Source organism: Pantoea sp. V106_11, from assembly GCF_029967885.1.
GTDB lineage: Bacteria > Pseudomonadota > Gammaproteobacteria > Enterobacterales > Enterobacteriaceae > Pantoea > Pantoea ananatis.
In genome coordinates this window covers 105,808-126,659 of the sequence record NZ_JASCAK010000024.1, presented here as the reverse complement: position 1 = coordinate 126,659, position 20,852 = coordinate 105,808, and the positions used below count along the sequence as shown (strand labels likewise).

16 protein-coding genes are annotated in these 20,852 nt (G+C 55.3%); 5 read left to right on the top strand and 11 right to left on the bottom strand.

Translation table 11 applies throughout. The annotated features are described in order from the left end of the window. Window positions 1-131: 131 nt before the first annotated feature. Window positions 132-1,316, bottom strand: a complete 1,185-nt coding sequence (uxuA, locus tag QLG08_RS07880) for a mannonate dehydratase (RefSeq protein WP_014604819.1) — start codon at window positions 1,314-1,316, stop codon at window positions 132-134. A 148-nt stretch (window positions 1,317-1,464) separates the two neighbouring features. Between uxuA and QLG08_RS07875 the strand changes: the two genes are divergently transcribed. Beyond that, window positions 1,465-2,148, top strand: coding sequence for a FadR/GntR family transcriptional regulator (locus QLG08_RS07875; RefSeq protein ID WP_013027581.1), 684 nt, complete (start codon window positions 1,465-1,467; stop codon window positions 2,146-2,148). Here QLG08_RS07875 and QLG08_RS07870 read toward each other — a convergent pair. Then, window positions 2,137-3,192, bottom strand: coding sequence for an AI-2E family transporter (locus QLG08_RS07870; RefSeq protein ID WP_013027580.1), 1,056 nt, complete (start codon window positions 3,190-3,192; stop codon window positions 2,137-2,139). The genes QLG08_RS07875 and QLG08_RS07870 overlap by 12 nt on opposite strands. Before the next feature lie 265 nt (window positions 3,193-3,457). Further along, window positions 3,458-4,837 (bottom strand): nucleobase:cation symporter-2 family protein, encoded by a 1,380-nt coding sequence (locus tag QLG08_RS07865; protein ID WP_028715893.1) that lies wholly within the window; start codon window positions 4,835-4,837, stop codon window positions 3,458-3,460. A gap of 685 nt (window positions 4,838-5,522) precedes the next feature. Here QLG08_RS07865 and QLG08_RS07860 point away from each other — a divergent pair. Continuing rightward, entirely contained in the window at window positions 5,523-7,028 is a 1,506-nt protein-coding gene (locus tag QLG08_RS07860; protein ID WP_014604821.1) for a CoA-acylating methylmalonate-semialdehyde dehydrogenase, read from the top strand. Between the two features lie 57 nt (window positions 7,029-7,085). Next, the gene (iolB, locus tag QLG08_RS07855) at window positions 7,086-7,904 is read left to right on the top strand and encodes a 5-deoxy-glucuronate isomerase (protein WP_014604822.1); all 819 of its coding nucleotides are present in this window, start codon (window positions 7,086-7,088) and stop codon (window positions 7,902-7,904) included. A 547-nt stretch (window positions 7,905-8,451) separates the two neighbouring features. Here iolB and QLG08_RS07850 read toward each other — a convergent pair. The 4 genes from QLG08_RS07850 to iolD all read right to left on the bottom strand — a co-directional run bounded on the left by QLG08_RS07850 (window position 8,452) and on the right by iolD (window position 13,476). Next, window positions 8,452-9,303, bottom strand: coding sequence for a MurR/RpiR family transcriptional regulator (locus QLG08_RS07850; RefSeq protein ID WP_013027575.1), 852 nt, complete (start codon window positions 9,301-9,303; stop codon window positions 8,452-8,454). A gap of 239 nt (window positions 9,304-9,542) precedes the next feature. Continuing rightward, the gene (iolE, locus tag QLG08_RS07845; RefSeq protein WP_013027574.1) at window positions 9,543-10,439 is read right to left on the bottom strand and encodes a myo-inosose-2 dehydratase; all 897 of its coding nucleotides are present in this window, start codon (window positions 10,437-10,439) and stop codon (window positions 9,543-9,545) included. A gap of 25 nt (window positions 10,440-10,464) precedes the next feature. Then, entirely contained in the window at window positions 10,465-11,475 is a 1,011-nt protein-coding gene (locus QLG08_RS07840) for a Gfo/Idh/MocA family oxidoreductase (RefSeq protein ID WP_013027573.1), read from the bottom strand. A 60-nt stretch (window positions 11,476-11,535) separates the two neighbouring features. After that, complete coding sequence (iolD, locus tag QLG08_RS07835) at window positions 11,536-13,476, bottom strand: 3D-(3,5/4)-trihydroxycyclohexane-1,2-dione acylhydrolase (decyclizing) (RefSeq protein ID WP_019106369.1); 1,941 nt, start codon at window positions 13,474-13,476, stop codon at window positions 11,536-11,538. A gap of 513 nt (window positions 13,477-13,989) precedes the next feature. Between iolD and iolC the strand changes: the two genes are divergently transcribed. Beyond that, on the top strand, window positions 13,990-15,909 hold the full coding sequence (iolC, locus tag QLG08_RS07830; protein ID WP_282472878.1) for a 5-dehydro-2-deoxygluconokinase: 1,920 nt from the start codon (window positions 13,990-13,992) through the stop codon (window positions 15,907-15,909). 106 nt (window positions 15,910-16,015) lie between these two features. Here the strand turns inward: iolC and QLG08_RS07825 are convergent, their stop codons facing one another. Both QLG08_RS07825 and QLG08_RS07820 read right to left on the bottom strand, forming a co-directional pair. After that, window positions 16,016-16,570, bottom strand: a complete 555-nt coding sequence (locus tag QLG08_RS07825; RefSeq protein WP_013027570.1) for a DcrB family lipoprotein — start codon at window positions 16,568-16,570, stop codon at window positions 16,016-16,018. Window positions 16,571-16,687: 117 nt separating this feature from the next. Further along, window positions 16,688-17,353, bottom strand: coding sequence for a 7-cyano-7-deazaguanine/7-aminomethyl-7-deazaguanine transporter (locus QLG08_RS07820; RefSeq protein WP_014604826.1), 666 nt, complete (start codon window positions 17,351-17,353; stop codon window positions 16,688-16,690). Between the two features lie 205 nt (window positions 17,354-17,558). Between QLG08_RS07820 and tusA the strand changes: the two genes are divergently transcribed. Continuing rightward, entirely contained in the window at window positions 17,559-17,810 is a 252-nt protein-coding gene (tusA, locus tag QLG08_RS07815; RefSeq protein ID WP_014604827.1) for a sulfurtransferase TusA, read from the top strand. 26 nt (window positions 17,811-17,836) lie between these two features. On the opposite strand, the gene QLG08_RS07810 is transcribed toward tusA, so the two are convergent. Next, complete coding sequence (locus QLG08_RS07810; RefSeq protein WP_210450388.1) at window positions 17,837-20,122, bottom strand: zinc/cadmium/mercury/lead-transporting ATPase; 2,286 nt, start codon at window positions 20,120-20,122, stop codon at window positions 17,837-17,839. Between the two features lie 88 nt (window positions 20,123-20,210). Continuing rightward, window positions 20,211-20,840, bottom strand: coding sequence for a lysoplasmalogenase (locus QLG08_RS07805; protein WP_013027566.1), 630 nt, complete (start codon window positions 20,838-20,840; stop codon window positions 20,211-20,213). Between the last annotated feature and the right edge of the window lie 12 nt (window positions 20,841-20,852).

Sequence of the window (20,852 nt, the reverse complement as noted above, 5' to 3'; positions counted from 1 at the left end):
GAGAAATGAGAACCCTCTTGTTACCTGGAAAGCGCGGCTGACCAACTGATGACGCGCCATAAATATGAGTACAGCAACCTGTCTAAACTACCCTTTGCCCCGACAGCATAACGACGTCGGGGCAACAACGTTTAGTCCTGGAAATAGATCTGCTTCAGGGCAACTTCGACGCCGCGCAGTTCTGCAAGCCCTTTAAGGCGGCCAATGGCGGAATAGCCTGGGTTGGTGCGCTTACGCAAGTCATCCAGCATCTGGTGACCGTGATCGGGGCGCATCGGGATGGCCCGCTGTTCGCCCGCCCTACGGCGACGCTGCTCCTCGGCCAGGATCACTTTGATGACGCCAACCATATCCACATCGCCTGTCAGATGGGCCGCCTCGTGGAAGCTGTTGGGGTTCGTTTCTCGCTTTGTTGCCCGCAGGTGCACAAAGTTAATGCGGTCGGCATAGGTTTCTGCCATCTCGATAAGGGCATTATCCTCACGTACGCCGTAGGAACCGGTACAGAAACAGAATCCGTTATGCAGGCTGTCTACCGTTTCTTTCAGCCACTGCATGTCCTCTTGCGTGGAGATAATGCGCGGCAGGCCAAGAATTGGACGGGGAGGATCATCAGGATGGACGGCCAGCTTAATGCCGACTTCTTCCGCCACCGGCACGATGGCGCGCAGAAAGGTGGCCATATGCTCGCGCAGCCTGGCTTTATCAATACCGTCGTATTGCGCCAGCTGTGCCTGAAATTGTTCGAGCGTATAACCCTCTTCTGCACCGGGTAAGCCTGCGATGATGTTGCGCACCAGCGTGGCTTTCTCTTCCTCGGTCATGGCGGCGAAACGCGTTGCGGCGGCCTGTTGTTCGGCGGCGCTGTAATCTTTTTCCGCGCCGGGGCGTTGTAACAGATGCAGTTCAAACGCGGCAAAGGCATCGGCATCAAAGCGCAGCGCTTTAGCGCCGTCCGGCAGTTCCCAGGCCAGATCGGTACGCGTCCAGTCAAGAACCGGCATAAAGTTATAGCATACGGTATCAATCCCGCAGGCTGCCAGGTTGCGAATTGACTGCTGATAATTGGCGATGTAGTGCTGATAATCGCCGCGTTGGGTCTTAATCGTTTCGTGCACAGGAATGCTTTCAACGACTGACCAGGTAAGACCTTTTTCCGCCAGCAGCGCCTGACGCGCTTTGATTTCGGCTACAGGCCACACTTCTCCGTTAGGGATGTGATGAAGTGCTGTGACAATTCCTGTTGCACCTGCCTGGCGGGCATCGTCAAGTGACACAGGATCGTTCGGGCCGTACCAGCGCCATGTATGTTCCATTATTGCTCCTTGGTGGACGTGTGGCCCAGTGGTCAGGCCGCTGGACCAAGAGTAAGATAGCGCGTAAATTAAGGCCGTGATCCGGATCGCAGCAATATAAATACGTATCATCTGATGCCAGAAAGGCGGCCTGCAACAGGAGAGAGTTATGGGGTTAGCGGTACTGAAAACTGAGCGGCTTTATCGGCAAATTGCTAATGCCATCATTGCGGGCATTCATGGCGGCGATTTCGTGCCGGGCGGGGCGCTGCCGCCCGAACGGGAACTGGCCCGACAACTGGGCGTCAGTCGTTCATCGGTGCGTGAAGCCCTTATAGCGCTGGAGATGACGGGTTACGTCAGCATCCACACCGGTACGGGGGTTTTTGTCGCTCAGACCTTACCGCAACCTTCAGCAGGCAAAGAAACCGAGAACTTCAGCCTGCAGGATCTGCTACAGGCGCGCGAAGCCTATGAGAGCATGCTGGCGGGCATGGCGGCGCGAAACGGCAGTGAGGCCCAGCGTCAGCAGCTGCTGTCCCTTAGCGCAGCGCTCCAGGCATTTAATGAAAACGACGCGGCTTTCATCGAGCAGGACAAAGGCTTTCATCTGCTGATTAGCGAGATGAGCGGCAATGATCTGTTGCGGGAAATGATGGAAAATCTGTGGAACAAACGCGACAGCGCCCATTTCCGCCGGCTGGAACGTCATTATGCCGACAATACCTTTGCAGATGAAATGAACGCGGACCATCAGCGCATCGCCGAGGCAATTGCGTCCGGTGATGAGCAGGCTGCACAGGCGGCGATGAGAGATCATCTGCAGCATGTGCAGCAGCGTTTACTTGGTTAACAGCCGCGAAGGCTTGGGTCGGCCGGTTCCCAGCATAATGGCCAGACGGCTCCCGCCCGGGGTAGTTTCCATTAAAATTTTAGTGATGCTGGTCAGAGGAACGGACAGCAGCATGCCGACCGGGCCCAGCAGCCAGCCCCAAAATATCAATGACAGAAACACCACCAATGTTGATAAGCCCAGACCGCGCCCCATGATGCGTGGCTCAAGCATATTGCCGAAAACCATGTGAATGGCAGTAAACAGCGCCGCCACCATTGCCGCGTCAAACACGCTGTTGAGCAGCAGCGCCTGCAGGAAAGGAGGAATACCGGCAATAATCGGCCCGATATTGGGAATAAAGTTAAGGATAAAGGCCACCACGCCCCACAGTAACGCAAATTTCACGTCCAGCAGGTAGAGCGTCAGCCAGACCGCGATGCCGGTGATCAGGCTGATTAGCGTCTTCAATGCCAGGTAATGCGTCACCCCTTTTAAGGCCTTGTGTAAACCGGCGATACGAATTTTGGGGTTCACAAACGAGTTACGCATTTTGTAAGGCAGATGGTGCACCTCAAACAGCATAAAGACCACGGTGAGGATCAGTAACACGGTATTGGTCATCGCGCCTGAAAAGCCACTCAGCGCCACACTGGCCAGATTCATAACGGTATTGGGGTCGAAACGCTGAACCAGGGCATCGGTTGAGATATTGAGATGGATGCTGGCTGCCAGATGCTGAACCACCGCCATTTTCTTTTCCATAATGGTGCGCAGTTGAGGATAGAGGTCGGAAAACTCACTCATCGAGCTTGCCAGTATGGCTCCCAGCAGCAGAATCACGATAAAAATCACCGTAATCACCAGGGTAATCGCCAACCCCCGCCGCAGCCCGCGCCGCATCAGTATCGTGACTAACGGATTCAGTACGATGGCAAAAAAGGCCGCCAGAAGTAACGGGACCAGAATGTCGGAGGCCGCTCTTATCCCGGCAAGGATAATCACCAGCATCGCGAGTTTGATTAAGATATTTTGTCCAATTTTTTCCTGCTGTAACGCGTTCATTCTGTATCTCTGCGCATAAATAACTGATGAAAGTGTAGTTGAAGGAAAAGTAACGGTCTGATTTGTTGAGGGAAACGGTAAATCAGGCGAGTTTTTTACCCGATAAATGGCGGAATAAGCCGGATTTCCTGCTGTGTTGCCGTCTGGGTGTTAAAGGATTCTGGGGCGGATCCAGTGAGAAAGCTGTCGGAGACATCAAGAGCAGGGGGCCTGAGCGCACAGGCGGTCACCCGCAACGACTGCGTCGCGGGCGAATGTGGCAGGATTACAATGACTGTGCGGATTCGCCCTCTTCTACTTCTTCACGTGCCGGCTTGTCTGCGCCAGGAATGAGAAGATTCAGGACAATGGCGACCAGGCCGCCGGTGGTGGCCGCGGAGCCAAACAGATTCTCAAACATGGGCGGCAGATGGGAAAGCGAAGCGGGAACGGATTCGATTCCCAGCCCGAAACTAAACGCCAGACCGACAATCAGTATTTCCCTGCGCGTTAGCGGAGCCTGGCTTAGGATGCGAATCCCCGCCGTGACGACGCAGCCGAACATCACCATCGTGGCTCCCCCCAGCACCGGTGTGGGAATCTGACGCAGTGCTTCGCTGAAAGGCGGAAACAGCCCCAGCAGGATAAGAATGACGCCGACGTAACGGCCGACAAAACGACTCGCCACGCCCGTCATCTGGATCACGCCGTTATTTTGCGCAAAGGTGGTGTTGGGAAAGGCGCTCAGCATCGCCGCAATCATGCAGCTCAGTCCGTCTGCCAGAATGCCGCCCTTGAGACGGGCGCTAAAGGTCTTGTCGGTAATAGATTTACCGGAAATCAGGCTGTTAGCAGTAAGATCGCCCACCGCCTCGATGATGCAGACCAGAGAGACCAGCACCACCGGAATGAAAAGCGTACTGTTGAAGTGAAAGCCAAACGGAAACAGAGAGGGTAAACGAAAGACGCTCTCGCCCAGATCGTGAACCTGAAATTTGCCACTCAGTGCAGCGGCAATACAGCCTGCTGCAATGCCGGCCACGACCGATGAAAGGCGTAGCCAGCGGTTACCGGAGCAGCTCAGCACAACGATGACGCCAAGCGTTAACGCACCCAGCGCCAGGTTACTGAGGCTGGCAAAATCCTGGGCTTTCTCACCGCCGCACCAGTTAATCACACTGACTTTGATCAGGCTGATACCAATCAGCGCAATCACGCTCCCCGTCACCACCGGCGTAAAGACCCGCTTTAAGGTATCGATGAAGCGGCTGACGATGACCGGCACCAGCGCCGCGACAAAGTTGACGCCAAACAGCATCGCCATGATGTCTTCTGGACTGCCGCCCTGTGCTTTGACCCACAGGCCGCCGGAGATGGCCACACCAAGAAAGGCAAAACTGGTGCCCTGCATGCATATCATGCCGGCACCTATGCCCCATACCCGGTTTGACTGCAGAAACGTCCCGATGCCGGAGGCAAGGAGCGACATGCTGATCAAATAAGGCAGCCACGCATCCAGACCCAGCGCCGTGCCGATCAGCAACGGGGGCGTAATAATGCCAACCAGGCCCGCCAGCACATGCTGTGAAGCGCTGAAGAAAGCCTGGAGTGGTGGGATTCGCTGGTCCAGTCCGTACAGTAAGCCGCTGTTTTTTGGGTCAGACATGATTATCTCTTTCGGGTGCAGGGAGGTCCGACGATATTGCATAAAGCAGGCCAGGTTTTGGGTTGTGTCGAGGAATCTCATAAATAATGCTAATAATCATACAGATAGACCGTTACCCTGCGATGCAGGAAAGGCGGTAAGCGATGAAACACATGATTCCTGATTTGCTATCAGGAAATTATTGGTTCAGGAAATGGCCCTGGGTGAGGGATTTTGCACCACTCTCGTGCACCAGTTTGGCTTAAGGGCATTGCGCCAACAGAATGAACCTTGTCAAAGGCAGGCTGAGGGCAAGAGGTGCGTAAAAAGAAATGTTCATTTCACTATGCGATTTAATGAAACTTAAAAGGAAGGCGGTGTTTTGTCTCTCCCTGCTTATTTTGACGCCTGACCGGGAAGGGACGACCGCATCAGTGCAGGCTTCACGCTGGCGCTTGTCGTCACAGCATACAGGCACTAACTTCCCCCCAGACAAGTCATGTAAAGCCATTGCTGGCGAGCCGTTCAGAGCGACATGCAAAAATGCGATCTGCCCCGCTAAAAAGTAATTTTTCAAAAATATTTATTTGAAAAATTTATTCCATTGTAATAGCTTCTCAGCATGCTTTTGGCTTTTCCTGCCCAGCCAGCATGCCACTTCTTGTGCTTTGCCTGCTGGAACCGTACATACCAAAGAGGCAACATCATGACTATCGTAGGAAATTTTATTGGCGGTAAAACCACGTTCAGTGCCAGCAACGAAACCATTCCTGTGTTCGATCCGGCAACCGGCAAGGTGATCCGTGAACTTACCCAATGCAGCGCAGACGAAGTGGCCCAGGCAATCGACGTGGCGCATGCAGCCTTTCCTGCCTGGTCCAAAACCGCCCCGCTGCGCCGCGCACGCGTGATGTTCAACTTTAAAGCCTTAATGGAACAGCATCGTGATGAGCTGGCGGCGCTGATCGTGTCCGAGCACGGCAAAGTCTGGTCTGATGCGTTGGGTGAACTGACGCGCGGGATTGAGGTGATTGAGTTCGCCTGCGGCATTCCTCACCTGCTTAAGGGGGAGAACTCGCCTAACGTGGGCGGCGGCGTAGACAGCTACTCGCTCATGCAGCCGGTTGGCGTGGTTGCAGGGATTACCCCCTTCAATTTCCCCGCCATGGTGCCACTGTGGATGTTCCCTATTGCCCTGGCCTGCGGCAACACCTTTGTACTTAAACCCCCGGCGCTGGATCCGTCTGCCGCCGTGCGCATGGCGGAGTTACTGAAAGAAGCGGGCCTGCCGGATGGCGTTTTCAACGTGGTACACAGTTCGAATGAGAATGCAGAACAGCTTTACAAAGATCCCCGAATCGCGGCCGTTAGCTTTGTGGGTTCGTCGGGTGTGGCTGAGCACATTTACAAAACGGCCAGCGCGCACGGCAAACGCGTGCAGGCATTTGGCGCGGCCAAAAACCACGCTATCGTCATGCCTGATGCTGACCTGGACGCCACGGTCAATGCCATCATGGGGGGCGCATTTGGCTCGGCGGGTGAACGCTGCATGGCGTTGCCTGTCGTGGTCGCAGTAGGCGATGACACCGCCGATAAACTGATTTCGCGCCTGACGCCGCTGATTAAAGCATTACGCGTCGGGCCGGGCATGAGTAAGGGCAGTGACGAGAATGAAATGGGGCCTGTCGTTTCGGCCGCCCATCAGAAGAAAGTGCTGGGTTATATCGACATCGGCGAGCAGGAAGGGGCAACGCTGGTTGTGGATGGTCGTCACCAGAAGGTTGCAGGCTATGAGGACGGCTACTATGTCGGTGGAACGTTATTCGATCACGTAACCCCAGAGATGGTGATCTGGCGTGAAGAAATCTTTGGCCCGGTGCTGAGCATCATGCGCGCGCCGGATTACGACAGTGCGCTGAAACTGGTTAACAGTCACGAATTCGGCAACGGCAGCGCCATTTTTACCAGTAATGGTCACACGGCGCGTGAATTTGTCCAAAACGTCGAAGCCGGAATGGTCGGCGTCAACGTGCCCGTGCCGGTGCCAATGGCATTCCACAGTTTTGGTGGCTGGAAGCGCTCGGTGTTTGGCGCACTGAATGTCCACGGTCCGGACGGCGTACGTTTTTATACGCGCATGAAAACAGCGACCGTCCGTTGGCCGAGCGGCCAGCAAACGGTTTCTGAATTCAGTATGCCGACGTTGGGTTGAGTGGGCGCTGAGTGACAGCGTATTGACGATAAAGGGCGATGGATTAGGAGACGGCGGATGTCATTACTCTCAAAGGTAAAACAACCCGATGAGCAGGGGCGCATACAGCAGGTAACGCCAGACAGTGCGGGCTGGCGCTATGTGGGTTTCGAGTCTTTCCTGTTAAAACAAGGACAGACGCTCGACATGGCCAGCGGTGACAGCGAGCTTTGCCTGGTGCTGGTGGCAGGCCTGGCCTCGATTAGCACGCGTCATGCAAACTTTCCGGGGTTAGGTAAGCGAATGTCGCCGTTTGAACGTACGCCGCCTTATTCCGTGTATGTCCCTCATGATGATGCAGTGACGGTAAGAGCGGACAGCGATCTTGAGCTGGCGGTCTGCAAGGCACCGGGGCAGGGCGACAACCTGCCCGCTCGACTGATTGCGCCAGAAGATGTCGGCGTTGAGCGGCGCGGCAAAGGCCACAACCAGCGACTTGTGCACAACATTCTGCCGGACAGTGAACCGGCAAATAGCTTGCTGGTGGTGGAAGTGTTTACCGATGAGGGCAATACCAGTTCGTATCCGAGTCACAAGCACGACCAGGAAAACAGCGAGAACGAAACCTATCTCGAAGAAACCTATTACCACCGTTTTGAACCCGAACAGGGCTTCGCGATGCAGCGCGTTTATACAGACGATCGTTCTCTGGATGAGTGCATGGCTGTTTATAACCGGGATGTCGTCACCGTACCGCGCGGTTACCATCCTGTAGCAACCCTGGCTGGCTATAACAATTACTACCTTAACGTTATGGCAGGGCCGGTTCGCCTGTGGAAATTCAGCTGGGAACAGGATCATGCCTGGATCAACAGCGATCGCTATCCGTCACGTTAATCACGGCTGAAAGCAAAACGGCAGCCTGAGGGCTAATGCGGGTCATTTAAGGCCCGGTTGACCGATCCAGTGGCAGGTATCAAAGGGGTTCATGTTCATCATGAACCCTTTTTTATAGAACTCTCACAGGCTCTGGGCATCATTCATTCCACTTCTCCCGAACGCGCCCGCTCGCTCTCTGATCTTATTCCCGCTGAGCTTCAGCAGAGCTATCAGTGAGATATCGCGGCTCCTGATGAGTTACCCCGGGCACGGTTCCGGGCGAACTGAGAACGCCGTATGAAAAGGGCGAGATGGCTGATACTGCCGGGGCGAAGAGAACGAAACTCCCCGCGGGAGCGGCGAATAAGATCCCGGAAATATGCCGATAAAAAAGGCTGGTCCCCCTAAGTGACCAGCATTAAGCCTGAGGGCTGCTTTTTTGTTGCTGCAGAGGGCGTTTCTCGCCGGGACGCGCGGCGGCGTCATGCTCCCGGCTTTACTGAGGGCGCGTGTATCATGTGTTCAGGTATGACCTGTAAGCAAAGCCGCCGCAGCTGGCGGCATGTCAGGAGAGCTGACCGGACTGCGCATTCGCCAGCGCCAGGGAGACGGCCAGCGTTTGTGCCAGGCACAGCGAGGCAACCTGAGAGCGAAAGCCGTCAACCTGGGCTTCGCGTACAACGAAACAGACGTCACTGAAGGCGGCAAGTGGGCTGACCTGGCTGTCAGTGATCGCGATTAAGCTGGCACCGCGTTTGGCCCCCAACTCGACCACTTCTACCGCCTCCCTTGCATAGGGTGAACAGCTGATGGCAATCACCACATCTTTGGGCGTGACCAGATTAAGCTGTTCTGTAAACATGCCGCCCAGCCCGTCAATCAGGAAGGCACGGCGTTCCAGATGGCGCAGGGCATACACTAAATAAGAGGCAACGCTAAACGACCGCCGCAGGCCGATTACGTAGACATTTTCGGCTTCGTTCAGAAGCTGCACGGTTTTGTCTAACTGGTCCGGGCTCACCTGCATGGCCAGCTGCTGCAGGGCCTGACTGTTGACCATGGTGAAAACATTGAGAATTTCAGCCGGACTTTCGGGCGAATTCGCAGCATCGTCCGCTGCTGTCTGACGAAACAGCCGCGCTCGTTCTGTATAGTTGACGGTCTCTTCCATCAGATGCTGACGAAAAACCTGTTTCATTTCATTGAAACCGCTGAAGCCAAATGCATTAGCAAAGCGAATCAGCGTAGATGGCGGAACGTCGGCCTGCTGCGCAATAGAGGCCACGGTGTCAAAAGCAATACTGTTACTGTTATCAAGGATATAACGAGCCACCTGCTTCAGACGCTTGCTCAGCGTTTCGTAGCGACGGCGAATCTCGTCCTGCAGCAGTGAAAGTTGGGAGGGATTATTACTCATGACATCTGCTCATTTGCGGAAAACGTGGCTGGATAATGAACGCTATGATATCAGATGGTTGGAAAATTTCATTTTTTTGTTATGTATGCAGCTTTTATTTCATTGGTTTATGAAATGACTCACAGATTCACCGCGACAGGGACGACGCGCGGGCGAGCTGGCCACTATAACAGGCTGCATCCGATGAGGGCACAGCCTTACACAGGGCCTGGTCATTCTCTTCAAGGCGGATAACAGTCTTACAGTCCGGTATTCTCCCGAATATATTTTCTTGCCTTTACCGCGTACTCGAACGGATTGGCCAACGCAGGATCCTGCTCAGCCTCAACCACCATCCAGCCTTGATAGCCGTAGTCATCAAGAATTTTGAAAACCGGTTTAAAATCAATGACGCCGTCGCCTGGAACGGTGAATGTGCCCTTTTTCACACCGTCCAGAAACGACAGGTGCTGGTCACGCACTTCTGCGACAATCTCATCCCGCACGTCTTTCAGATGAACGTGGAAAATGCGCGGCAGATGGGTTTTCAGCACTGCCAGCATCACGTCCTGTGAGCCTTCAGAATAATAGATGTGGCCGGTATCATAGAGTAAACCGACATTGTCATGCGTGAGCGCCATGAAACGGTCGATTTCCGCGGGCGTCTGAATGCCGGTGCCCATATGGTGGTGCAGGCAAACGCGCATCCCTTTCGCGGCGGCAAGGTCGGCAAGCGTATTGTAGCCTTCCGCCGTTCTCTGCCACTCGTCATCGTTAAACACCGGTTTGTGATCGAACACTGCCCGTGCTGTGCCCTGAATACTTTTACTCTGCTCTGAACAGCCGATCACCCGGGCACCCATTTCATAGAGAAAATTCATGTGCGCCGTAAAACCCTCAAGGGTCTCATCTTTGTCACCCTGCGCAAAAAATGTGCTGAACCAGGCGTTGCAGATCTGAATGCCGCGAATATCGAGCATTGGCTTGAGAATGGCAGGATCGCGTGGGTATTTGCTACCCACTTCACTCCCTGAGAAGCCCGCCAGTGCCATCTCGCTGACGGTTTGCTGAAAAGTATTCTCGCTGCCCAGCTCGGGCATATCATCATTTGTCCAGCCAATGGGCGCTATCGCCAGCTTTACGTTATCGTTGTTCATTGTTTACCTGCCAAAGGCGAGAGATTTAGTTATAGAATGCCGGACGAGCGGGCATTTCAATCGGTTCAATGGCACCGCTTTTCTGCGCCTTGATACAGGCGTCAGCGGCGACGGAGGCGGCAAAACCATCCCAGGCAGACGGACCGGTTAACTGCCCGGCTTTCACGTCGTTGATAAACGCCTGCAGTTCGACGTCGTAAGCCTCGATAAAGCGGTCTTTCCAGTCGACTAAAATGGTGTTGGAAAGTTTGGCCTGTTTGCGCAGCTGCACTGACGAAGGCTCCGGCAGTCTGGCGATGCCTTCTTCACCCACTACCTCACACTGAATGTCGTAGCCGTAGGTACAGTTAACAAAAATTTCTACATCGATGCGCACGCCTTTTTGCGTTTCAAACAGGACGATTTGCGGATCTTTCAGATGCGGACGCGCTTTGGAACTGACGCGCGGGAAAACCACCTGCACGCTTTTGTAGTCGTCACTCGTCAGCCAGCGCAGTACGTCAAGTTCATGAATTAACGTATTGGTGATCGCCATTTCCGTATTGTAATTTTCGGGCACCGTCGGATTGCGATGCGCGCAATGCAGCATGAGCGGCTCGCCGATTTCACCGTCGGTAATCACTTTTTTCAGCGCCCGGTAGCCGGCATCGTAAGGCCGCATAAAACCCACCTGAACCAGCCGCTTACCGTGCTGAATTTCTGCTTCGACTACCCGACGGCAACCCTCTGCGCTCATGGCCAGCGGTTTTTCACAGAACACCGGCTTACCCGCCGCGATGGCCGCCAGGGTAAACTCTTCATGCGTCGGATCCCATGAGGTCACCAGCACCGCATCCACATCAGGTGACTGAATCACCTCATAGCCATCCTTGCAGACTTGCGCATCACTATTCAGCCGTTGCAGTGCAGCCTGCGCGCCTTCAACGTTGATATCGGATACCGCGACCACTCTTGCCCCTTGTAAGACATTGTTGCAGCGGCGAATGTGTTCCTGACCAATCGCGCCTGTTCCAATCACACCAAGTTTCAATGTCATAATTACACCTGTAGGGTTAAATCGAAGAGAAGAAACAAGGGCCGTCAGACGGCCCGGAAATCAGTATTTGCGGGCCTGTGCCAGATGCGCATTCAGTTTGTCCGCCACATCCTGCGTGCGCGCCGATTGGGCAGTTTGTGCAACGCCAACGTGCCACCAGCTGAAATATTTATGAATCATGGTCTTGGGCAGTACTTTAATATCTATCAGCGTAGAAACCTGCTGTGTTTTCGCATCGTCCAGCGCAGCCTTAAGCTGTTCCAGCGTGCTGACGCGATAGGTCTTGCACCCATAACCGGCAGCAATTGCGGCAAAGTCTACCGGCACCAGGCTGCCGTTTAGCTTACCGCTGTCCGTATTGCGGAAGCGAAACTCGGTAATGAAGCTGTCCATACCGTGCTCCATTTGCAGGTTGTTAATGCAGCCATTGCTCATGTTATCCAGCAGCACCACGTTGATTTTGGCACCCTCCTGAATGGAGGTCACCAGCTCGGAATGCAGCATCATAAAAGAGCCGTCGCCGACCAGGGCATAGACTTCCCGCTGGGGCTCCGCAAGCTTAACGCCTAACGCCGCATTCACTTCATATCCCATACAGGAATAGCCGTATTCGAGGTGATAGCCGTTATAGCCGCGCGTGCGCCAGACGCGTTGCAGGTCGCCGGGCAGGCTGCCTGCAGCACCGACGATGACGGCATCGGCAGGCAAATGTTGGTTGAGGGTACCCAAGACACTGCTCTGGGTCAGCAGAGACTGCGTCAAGCGATTGAATTCGGCGTAGACGGCGTCCCGGTCCAGATGGTCGGCAATCTCGGGCACAAATTCAGCATCGTTATGTGTAACGTGATACACGCGCTGTCTTTCTTCTTCTAACTGGTGCCGCGCCTCGGCAACCTGCGTGCCCCAGTCGTTGCCGTAGTGCTGCGAAACCAGCCCATGACTGAGTGCCAGCAGGGCTTCACGCGCATCGGCAAGCAGCTGCACGCCATCCAGTTTGTAGCTGTCAAAATTGCTGACGTTGATGTTAAGAAAGCTCACTTCCGGATGCCGGAAAATCCATTTCGATGAGGTGGTGAAATCGGTATAGCGTGTGCCAATCCCAATCACCAGATCGGCGTCTTTTGCCAGCAGGTTTGCCGCCAGACAGCCGGTTTCACCTACGCCGCCAACGTTGAGCGGATGATCGGATAGCAGCGTCCCTTTTCCGGCCTGCGTTTCAGCGAACGGAATCTGATACCGTTCAGCGAACGCCTGCAGCGCCTCGCCCGCCCCCGAATATTTGACGCCACCGCCGCAGATAATCAGCGGCTTACGTTTGCGGATAATAAGCTTCAGCGCATCTTCAAGTTGGGCCACGGTGGGCTGACGACGGTCCAGTCGGTGCACGCGTTTCTGGAAGAAATAGTCGGGGTAATCCCAGGCTTCGCCTTGCACATCTTGCGGTAAAGAGAGCGTGACGGCCCCGGTTTCAGCGGGGTCGGTGAGCACGCGCATCGCATTAATACAGGCGCTCATTAACTGTTCAGGGCGGCTGATGCGATCCCAGTATTTACTGACCGCTCTGAAGGCATCATTGGTGCTGATGCTCAGATCCCAGGATTGCTCAATCTGTTGCAACACCGGGTCAGGTTGTCGGGTGGCAAAAACGTCACCGGGCAGCAGCAGCAGGGGAATTCGGTTCGCCGTCGCCGTGGCCGCCGCCGTCAACATGTTGGCCGCACCCGGGCCAACAGAAGAGGTGCAGGCGATGATCTGACGCCGCAGGGATTGTTTGGCAAAGCCGGTTGCAGCGTGCGCCATTCCCTGCTCATTGCGTCCCTGGTATACCACCAGATCCCCACTGTCCTGTTCCAGTGCCTGGCCCAGACCCAGTACATTGCCATGGCCAAAAATGGCAAAAATGCCATGGACAAACTTCGTCTCATGCCCGTCTACGTCAATGTATTGATTATCAAGAAATTTAACTAATGCCTGTGCGGTAGTCAGTTTGATGGTGGCCATAAACTTTCCTCAACGTGCTGGCTGTAGCGGCGTCCGGCCCCGCGTATAAACGGCGTGACGTAACGGAGAGAGCTACCGGGATAACTGAAATGTCAGAGGATTATAAACAAATGCATTTTTCATAAAATACAATTACAGAAGAAATATTTCATTTTGCGAGGGGGATCAAATTTACATTCCTGCCGATCCCACGTAATACGCAGGAAAGGGGGGAACTGGAATGATTGGTGAGAGTTGCCGTTTTTTAAGATATTTCATTTCATTGTCAGGTCAGCCCTAAAAGACGGGCGGTGAGTCTGCCGCCTTGTGGTACGCGGTGCGCAGGGCATGGCGATAAAGTACCGGGGAGCGACAGATTTTTAACTGGTTCACATAATTGCATTGTAAGTTTCATTTTGAATTGAGTTTGGAATATTTGTTCCTCATACTGTGTTTATCGCTAATCAGACACCTTCAGACCCCGATATCCAACTTGTCCACAGTGTCTGCTCATCACAGAAGGAAACCAGAAGCATGAGTACACAACAGAAGCGTCTTGATGTGATTTGTATTGGACGCATCGCCGTAGACTTCTATGGTCAGCAAATTGGCGCGCGACTGGAGGACACCACGTCCTTTGCCAAATATCTTGGCGGTTCATCGGGTAACGTCGCTTATGGCACCGCTATTCAGGGGTTGCGTTCAGCCATGCTGGCGCGCGTGGGCGATGAGCATAACGGCCGTTTTTTACGTGAAAGCCTGCAAAGGGTTGGGTGTAATACCGATGCGCTGATAACGGATAAAAAACGCCTTACTGCCCTGGTGATTCTCGGCATCAAAGACGACGAAACGTTCCCACTCATTTTTTATCGTGATAACTGCGCCGATATGGGGCTGGTGCCAGAGGATATCGAGGAGTCCTTTATCGCCTCCTCCCGCTCGGTAGCGGTCACCGGCACGCACTTGTCACATCCCCAGACCCGGGCGGCTGTGCTAAAGGCGCTGGAGCTCGCCCGCAAAAACGGCCTGCGAACGGCGCTGGATATCGACTACCGGCCAGTATTGTGGGGATTAACCTCGCTGGGTGACGGTGAAACACGTTTCATTGCATCGTCAGAGGTAACGGCGCAACTGCAGCAGGTCGTCCACTATTTCGATCTTATCGTAGGCACCGAAGAAGAATTCCATATCGCGGGCGGCAGCACCGATACGCTGACGGCGCTGAGAAATGTCCGTGAGGTCAGTGAGGCTACGCTGGTCTGTAAGCGGGGTGCAATGGGATGCGTTGTCTTTGAACATGAGATTCCGGAAAGCTGGGAGCAGGTAACGCTGCACAGCGGCGTGCGCGTCGAGGTGTTAAACGTGCTGGGCGCAGGTGACGCGTTTATGTCGGGCCTGCTGCGTGGCTGGTTAAATGATGAAGGCTGGGAGCAGGCCTGCCGTTATGCCAATGCCTGCGGTGCGTTGGTGGTTTCACGCCACGGTTGCGCGCCGGCGATGCCGACCCGAGAAGAACTGGACGATTTTCTGAGCCGCGAAAACGCCGTCAAGCGTCCGGATCTGGACAGTCGATTAACGCACCTGCACCGCGTGACCACCCGGCAGCGTGCCTGGCCGGAACTCAATATCTTTGCCTTTGACCATCGTAAGCAACTGGTCGATATGGCCAAGGCAGCGGGGGCTGACGTCAGCCACATTCCTCAACTCAAGCTCCTGCTGCTCCAGGCCGCAGAGCAGGCGGTACAGCAGGCAGGCATTGAAAGCAAAAGCGGCATTCTGGCCGATACCACCTTCGGGCAACGAACGCTTAACGCCATTACCGGCAAGAACAGATGGATCGGGCGGCCGATAGAGTTACCGGGATCCCGACCGTTACGCCTTGAACACGGCAATATCGGCACACAGCTTGCCAACTGGCCAATGGAGCACGTGGTAAAATGTCTGGTGTTTTATCACCCGCATGACAGCGCCGAACTGCGTGAAGAGCAGGATGCCGTGTTGCTGGATGTCTGGAAAGGCTGTAACAAAAGCGGGCATGAACTGCTGTTGGAAGTGATTCTGCCAGAGGGGCAGCCAGACCGTAACGAAGCCTGTTATCTGGCGGTTCTGAGCCACTTTTATGCGTTGGGAATCAAGCCGGACTGGTGGAAATTACCGCCCCTGTCAACAGCGAGCTGGCAGGCCATTGGCACCCTGATTGAGGCGCAGGATCCTCACTGTCGCGGTATCCTGTTGCTCGGGCTGGATGCGCCAGAGGAGACGCTGAAACTCGGTTTCGCTGCGGCTGCGGCTGCGCCATGGGTGAAAGGCTTCGCGGTGGGACGGACGATTTTTGCCCAGCCTTCAAGTCAGTGGTTGCAGGGTGAAATTGACGACGCGGCGCTGGTAACGGCTGTAAAAGATAACTATCTGCGTTTGATTGATTACTGGCGCACGGCACGCGAGCAGGCGTGAAAAGAACCAGAATCGAGCCGTGTGGAGACGTGCTTTCCCACGCGGCTCGCTGTTTTCAGGGCGGGAACCTGAAATAACACCCATATCAGGCAAGGGCCTGTTGCGGTTATTTCAGTTTAATGCTCTTCACTACCGTTTCAGCATCGCTTTGCGCCTGCTGCTGGTTCTGGCCCGGCAGCGTGATCTGCATGGTCATCAGCTTACCATCCACCTTTGCCAACACGACGGAAGACCAGGAGGTCTGGTTATTGGCTGAGATCACGGTGTCCAGCTGCTGTGCAGGTTCGCCGCCCAGGGTGACCGCTTTGTTAGAGACAACCTGTAGCTGCGGATCGCGGTTACGCTGCTGTTGTTCCATGCGCTGTGATAAAACATCCAGCCCTTCGTTAGTGGGATCACCTGCAATGACGATAATCGCCCGCGCGCCGCTTTCATCAGCATACACGTGCATATTGGTGCTTTGTGAGCCCAGCTTGCCGCTCTTATCGGACATGCCCGGCGGTAAGGCGAAGCTTAACTTGCCATCCATCAGCGTCACGGTTTGTGCCGACTGACTGGCAGATGCGCCGTTGTCGTTTGCCGCGTCATCTTTCTTTTGGTCACAGGCGGCAAGGCCGAGGACCAGCAAACCAATTCCCGCATATTTCACTAAATTACGCATCAGAATCCCTTTTTAAATTTCCACTCAGGCGTTTATACAACAGGAATCAGGCTGCAAACGCAACCTGAGTATTGTCAGAAGATTTTAGCGGATTGTCAGGAAAGGCTGTATTGCCGGTTAGCCGAAATGTATCTGTGGTTGAGCCTGGCGTTCGGCCAGACGTTTCAACGCCGCATTGAGCAACACACCATAGGCAGGCAGGAAGAACACCATGCAGATCAGCACCTTAAAACTGTAATCGACCAGGGCGATTTCCACCCAGTGCTGCGCCATAAACGCATCGGAGCTTTTATAGAAGGCGATAAAAAAGAACGCCAGCGTGTCGCTGATATTACCTAAAAACATGGCACAGCCGGGCGCTATCCACCACTGCGGCAGGCGACGCAGGCGGTTAAAGACATGCACATCCAGAATCTGGCCCAGCGCGTAAGCCATAAAGCTGGCGCAGGCGATACGGGCGACAAACAGGTTCACCTGCTGCAATGCCTGCCAGCCTTGCCACTCGCCCTGATAAAACAGGCTGGAGATGGTATAGGAGATAAACAACGCCGGCACCATGACCGCCAGAATAATCCGCCGTGCAAGCGGCGCGCCAAAAATGCGGACGGTCAGATCGGTCGCCAGGAAGATAAACGGGAAACTAAAGGCGCCCCAGGTGGTATGGAAACCAAAAAGGGAGACGGGCAACTGCACCAGATAATTACTGGAGGTAATCACCAGCAGGTGAAACAGGGACAGCCAGAAAAGCGCATAAGTGCGCTGACGCGGGGTAAATGCGAGCATAGTTAGCCTTTTTAATCGTGGGGTGAGGGAACCCATTGCAGGGCGCAGATCGGTCCGCGCACTACGGTTTCATGAACAAAAAACGGCCGCATCTTACCCTGGTGTGCTATTAATGCAATGGCTAATTTTAACGCAATCGTTATCGCCTTGCGTCAAAGGGCTGACGCGCTAGAATAAGCGCCCGCCAACCTGAATTGAGATCGTGATGAGTGATGCATTTTCTTCCGCCGACCATCAACTGGATGCGTTAGGCCTGCGCTGTCCCGAACCGGTCATGATGGTTCGCAAAACCGTGCGTGGGATGCAGGACGGTGAAACGCTACTGATCGTGGCTGACGATCCGGCGACCACGCGGGATATTCCCGGTTTTTGCCGCTTTATGGAGCATCGCCTGTTGGTCGCGCAAACCGACACGTTGCCTTATCAGTTTTTGATCAGGAAAGGGATGGGCGAATAACGGCGGCACCTGCCGCCGTCAGGTTGTTAATCCCGCGTGCGCAGCAGCCGCAACGCGTTCGCCGTGACCAGCGCGGTGGCGCCAGAATCAGCCAGCACCGCCAGCCACAATCCGGTCAGTCCGAGAAGCGTGGTAACCAGAAACAGCGCCTTAAGCCCTAACGCAATGCCGATATTCTGACGAATAATTGCCCGGGTGCGACGCGCCAGACCGATCATCGGAGCCAGATGGCTAAGCTGATTGCGCGTCAGGGCCGCATCGGCTGCTTCCAGCGCGACATCGGTGCCGCTGCCCATGGCGATGCCCAGCGTGGCCGCCTTCATGGCTGGCGCATCATTGATGCCGTCGCCCACCATTGCCACAACCTGATGCTGACTGAGCTGGCGAACCCGCTCAACCTTGTCGGCGGGTAATAAGCCTGCGTGCCACGCGATATCCAGTTGTTGCGCCACCACAGCCGCCGCTCGCGGGTTATCCCCTGTGAGCATAATGCTGTTGATGCCGAGCGCCTTTAACGCCTGCAACGCGGCAGGCGTTTCACTGCGCAGCCGATCGCGCAACGCGAGTGCACCCAGCGCATCGCCATTACGCAGCACAATCACCAGGGTTTCGCCCTGGGCTTCCTGCTCGCTAATCATGTCCAGTTGCCGGGCGTTCAGCGCGTTGACGTAGGCCGGTGCCAGCAGTTCAATGCGCTGGCCTGCAACCTCGGCCCTGATGCCGCTGCCGGCGATGGCCTGTTGATGTGCGGCTGCCGGAATTGTCAGGGATTTCGCCTGGGCCGCAGCCACAATTGCCGTAGCCAGCGGATGCGTGGAGCCCCGTTCAACGGCGGCGCCCAGCAGCAGAATCTCGTCTTCACTGAGATCGCCGAATGACAAAATGCGGGTTAACTGCGGTTTGCCTTCCGTGAGCGTCCCGGTTTTATCGAACGCAATCGTCTGCACCGTACTCAGGCGTTCCAGGGCTGCACCGCCCTTGATTAAAGCGCCGCGCCGCGCCGCAGTCGCAAGGCCAGACGTAATGGCCGCTGGCGTCGAGATCACCAGTGCACAGGGGCAACCGATGAGAAGTAACGTCAGCCCTTTGTAGATCCACGGTAGCCATGGACCGGCGCCGAGCAGCGGCGGTATGACCATGACCAGCAGCGCCAGCAGCATGATTGCTGGCGTGTAGATGCGGCTGAAATTATCGATAAAGCGTTCCACCGGAGCACGATGGCTTTCGGCTTCCTCAATCAGCTGCAAAATGCGGTCAATCGCGCTCTCGCCGGGTTTTGACACCACGTCCAGCGTCACCAGCCTGTCCACGCTGGTGGCGCCAGCAAGCACCTTATCGCCCCGCATGCGAAGAACCGGCAAAGACTCGCCGGTTAAGGCGCTTTCATCGAAGCTGGCGCTTTCCGCGGCCAGGCATCCGTCAACCGGCAGGCGACCACCGGCGGCAACCTCTATACGGTCGCCTGGCTGCAGCGCCGCCAGTGGAACCTCACTGCGAACGCCATTTTGCAGGCGCACGGCCGATTCGGGACGGATCGCCATCAGCTGACTCACGCCACTGCGCGCACGGGTTGCCGCATAGGCCTCCAGGCGTTCACCCAGTTGGAACAGCAGCAACACCATGGCTGCTTCCGCATGGGCGCCAATCAACAGCGCGCCCGCCGACGCCAGCGTCATCAGGGTTTCAATCGTAAAAGCGGAGCCGGTTCGTAGACGCTGCCAGGCTTTACGCGCGACCGGTGCCAGGCCAACCAGCGTGGTGAGAATAAATAATCGATCGCCCCACACAGCATTGATCTGGCTGAGCGCAACGCTGGCCAGCATTAACCCGGCGAGCAGAAAAAGGGGGATATGTGTTTGCCAGGAGGCGAGTGAAGAAGCGTAAGCAGCGGCGGAGGAGAGTTGAAATCCGGCTTTTCTGACGGCGTCTTCTATCGCGCCTTGAACCGGTGCGCGGGCGTCAACAATCAGCTTCTCACTGGAGAATACGACGCGGGCCTGGGTGACGTCAGGAAGCTGACGAACGGCCGTTTCGATAGCGCGGGCACAGCTGGGGCAGTCCATGCCGCTGACCAGCCAGCTGAACTGAAAAGCATCTGAGGACCGTCGTCGGTCACCTTCGTCATTGGCTTCACTGCTGGATGAACTGCCGCACGCGCAGTCACCACCGCAGCCATTGCCGTCAGAAATTTCAGGCGTTGCCGCAGTAACAGACAGCGTACCGGAACGAACAGGGCGGATTGCACAAAGCGGTTTTGCGGCACGGTGCGTACCGCAGGGCTTACCGCAGCCACAAGCATGATGTTGATGCATATAACCTCCGGAAGACGTGGGCACCATGCCCACGCCTTATCTTACACCCGACGGTTTATTCCATCTTCAGATTTATTGTGACGCTTTCTTAGTAAATCCACAGGGAGCGGACAATCATAAAGTGGCCCGCGAAATAGCAGGCTGCGACGATGGCGCTGTCCGCGCTAAAGCGGCGACGGTAATGGCTGATAAACCACACAATATTGGCCAAAAGAAGCAGGGCCGAACCGACGAGAATCGAAAAGCTGTAATCGCTGGGACGGAAAAAATATTGCTCTGCCGCCATCCAGTTCATCACCAGCGTCATGCCAATAAGCGTACAGACCGGCCAGCGTAGCGTTTCCAGCTTGCTCCACAGAATGCCAATCACGACAACCCCGATGATCAAAAAGGTCAGCGGAATGGGCCAGTAGAAACTCATCGTCATGTTGGCGGCGAAGCACAGCGTATAGAGCAGATGCGACAGGAAAAACGCGCCCAGCGCGTAGAGCGTCTGCTGACGTGGAAGCAGCGTCAGCGTATCGCCGACAAGTGTGGCGACCAGCCCGGCCACAATCAGATAGTCTGACGTGTTGCGCGTGGGGGCTTGCCAGGCGAGGCCGACTAACAGCAGTAAGGTTACCGGCTTGAATAACCAGCGTTGCCATTGAGGTCCCCGGTAAGAGGCATCCACATACAGCCAGCCGGAGAAAAGTACCGCGAGAAAGGACCAGAGCATTGCTTCTCCCTA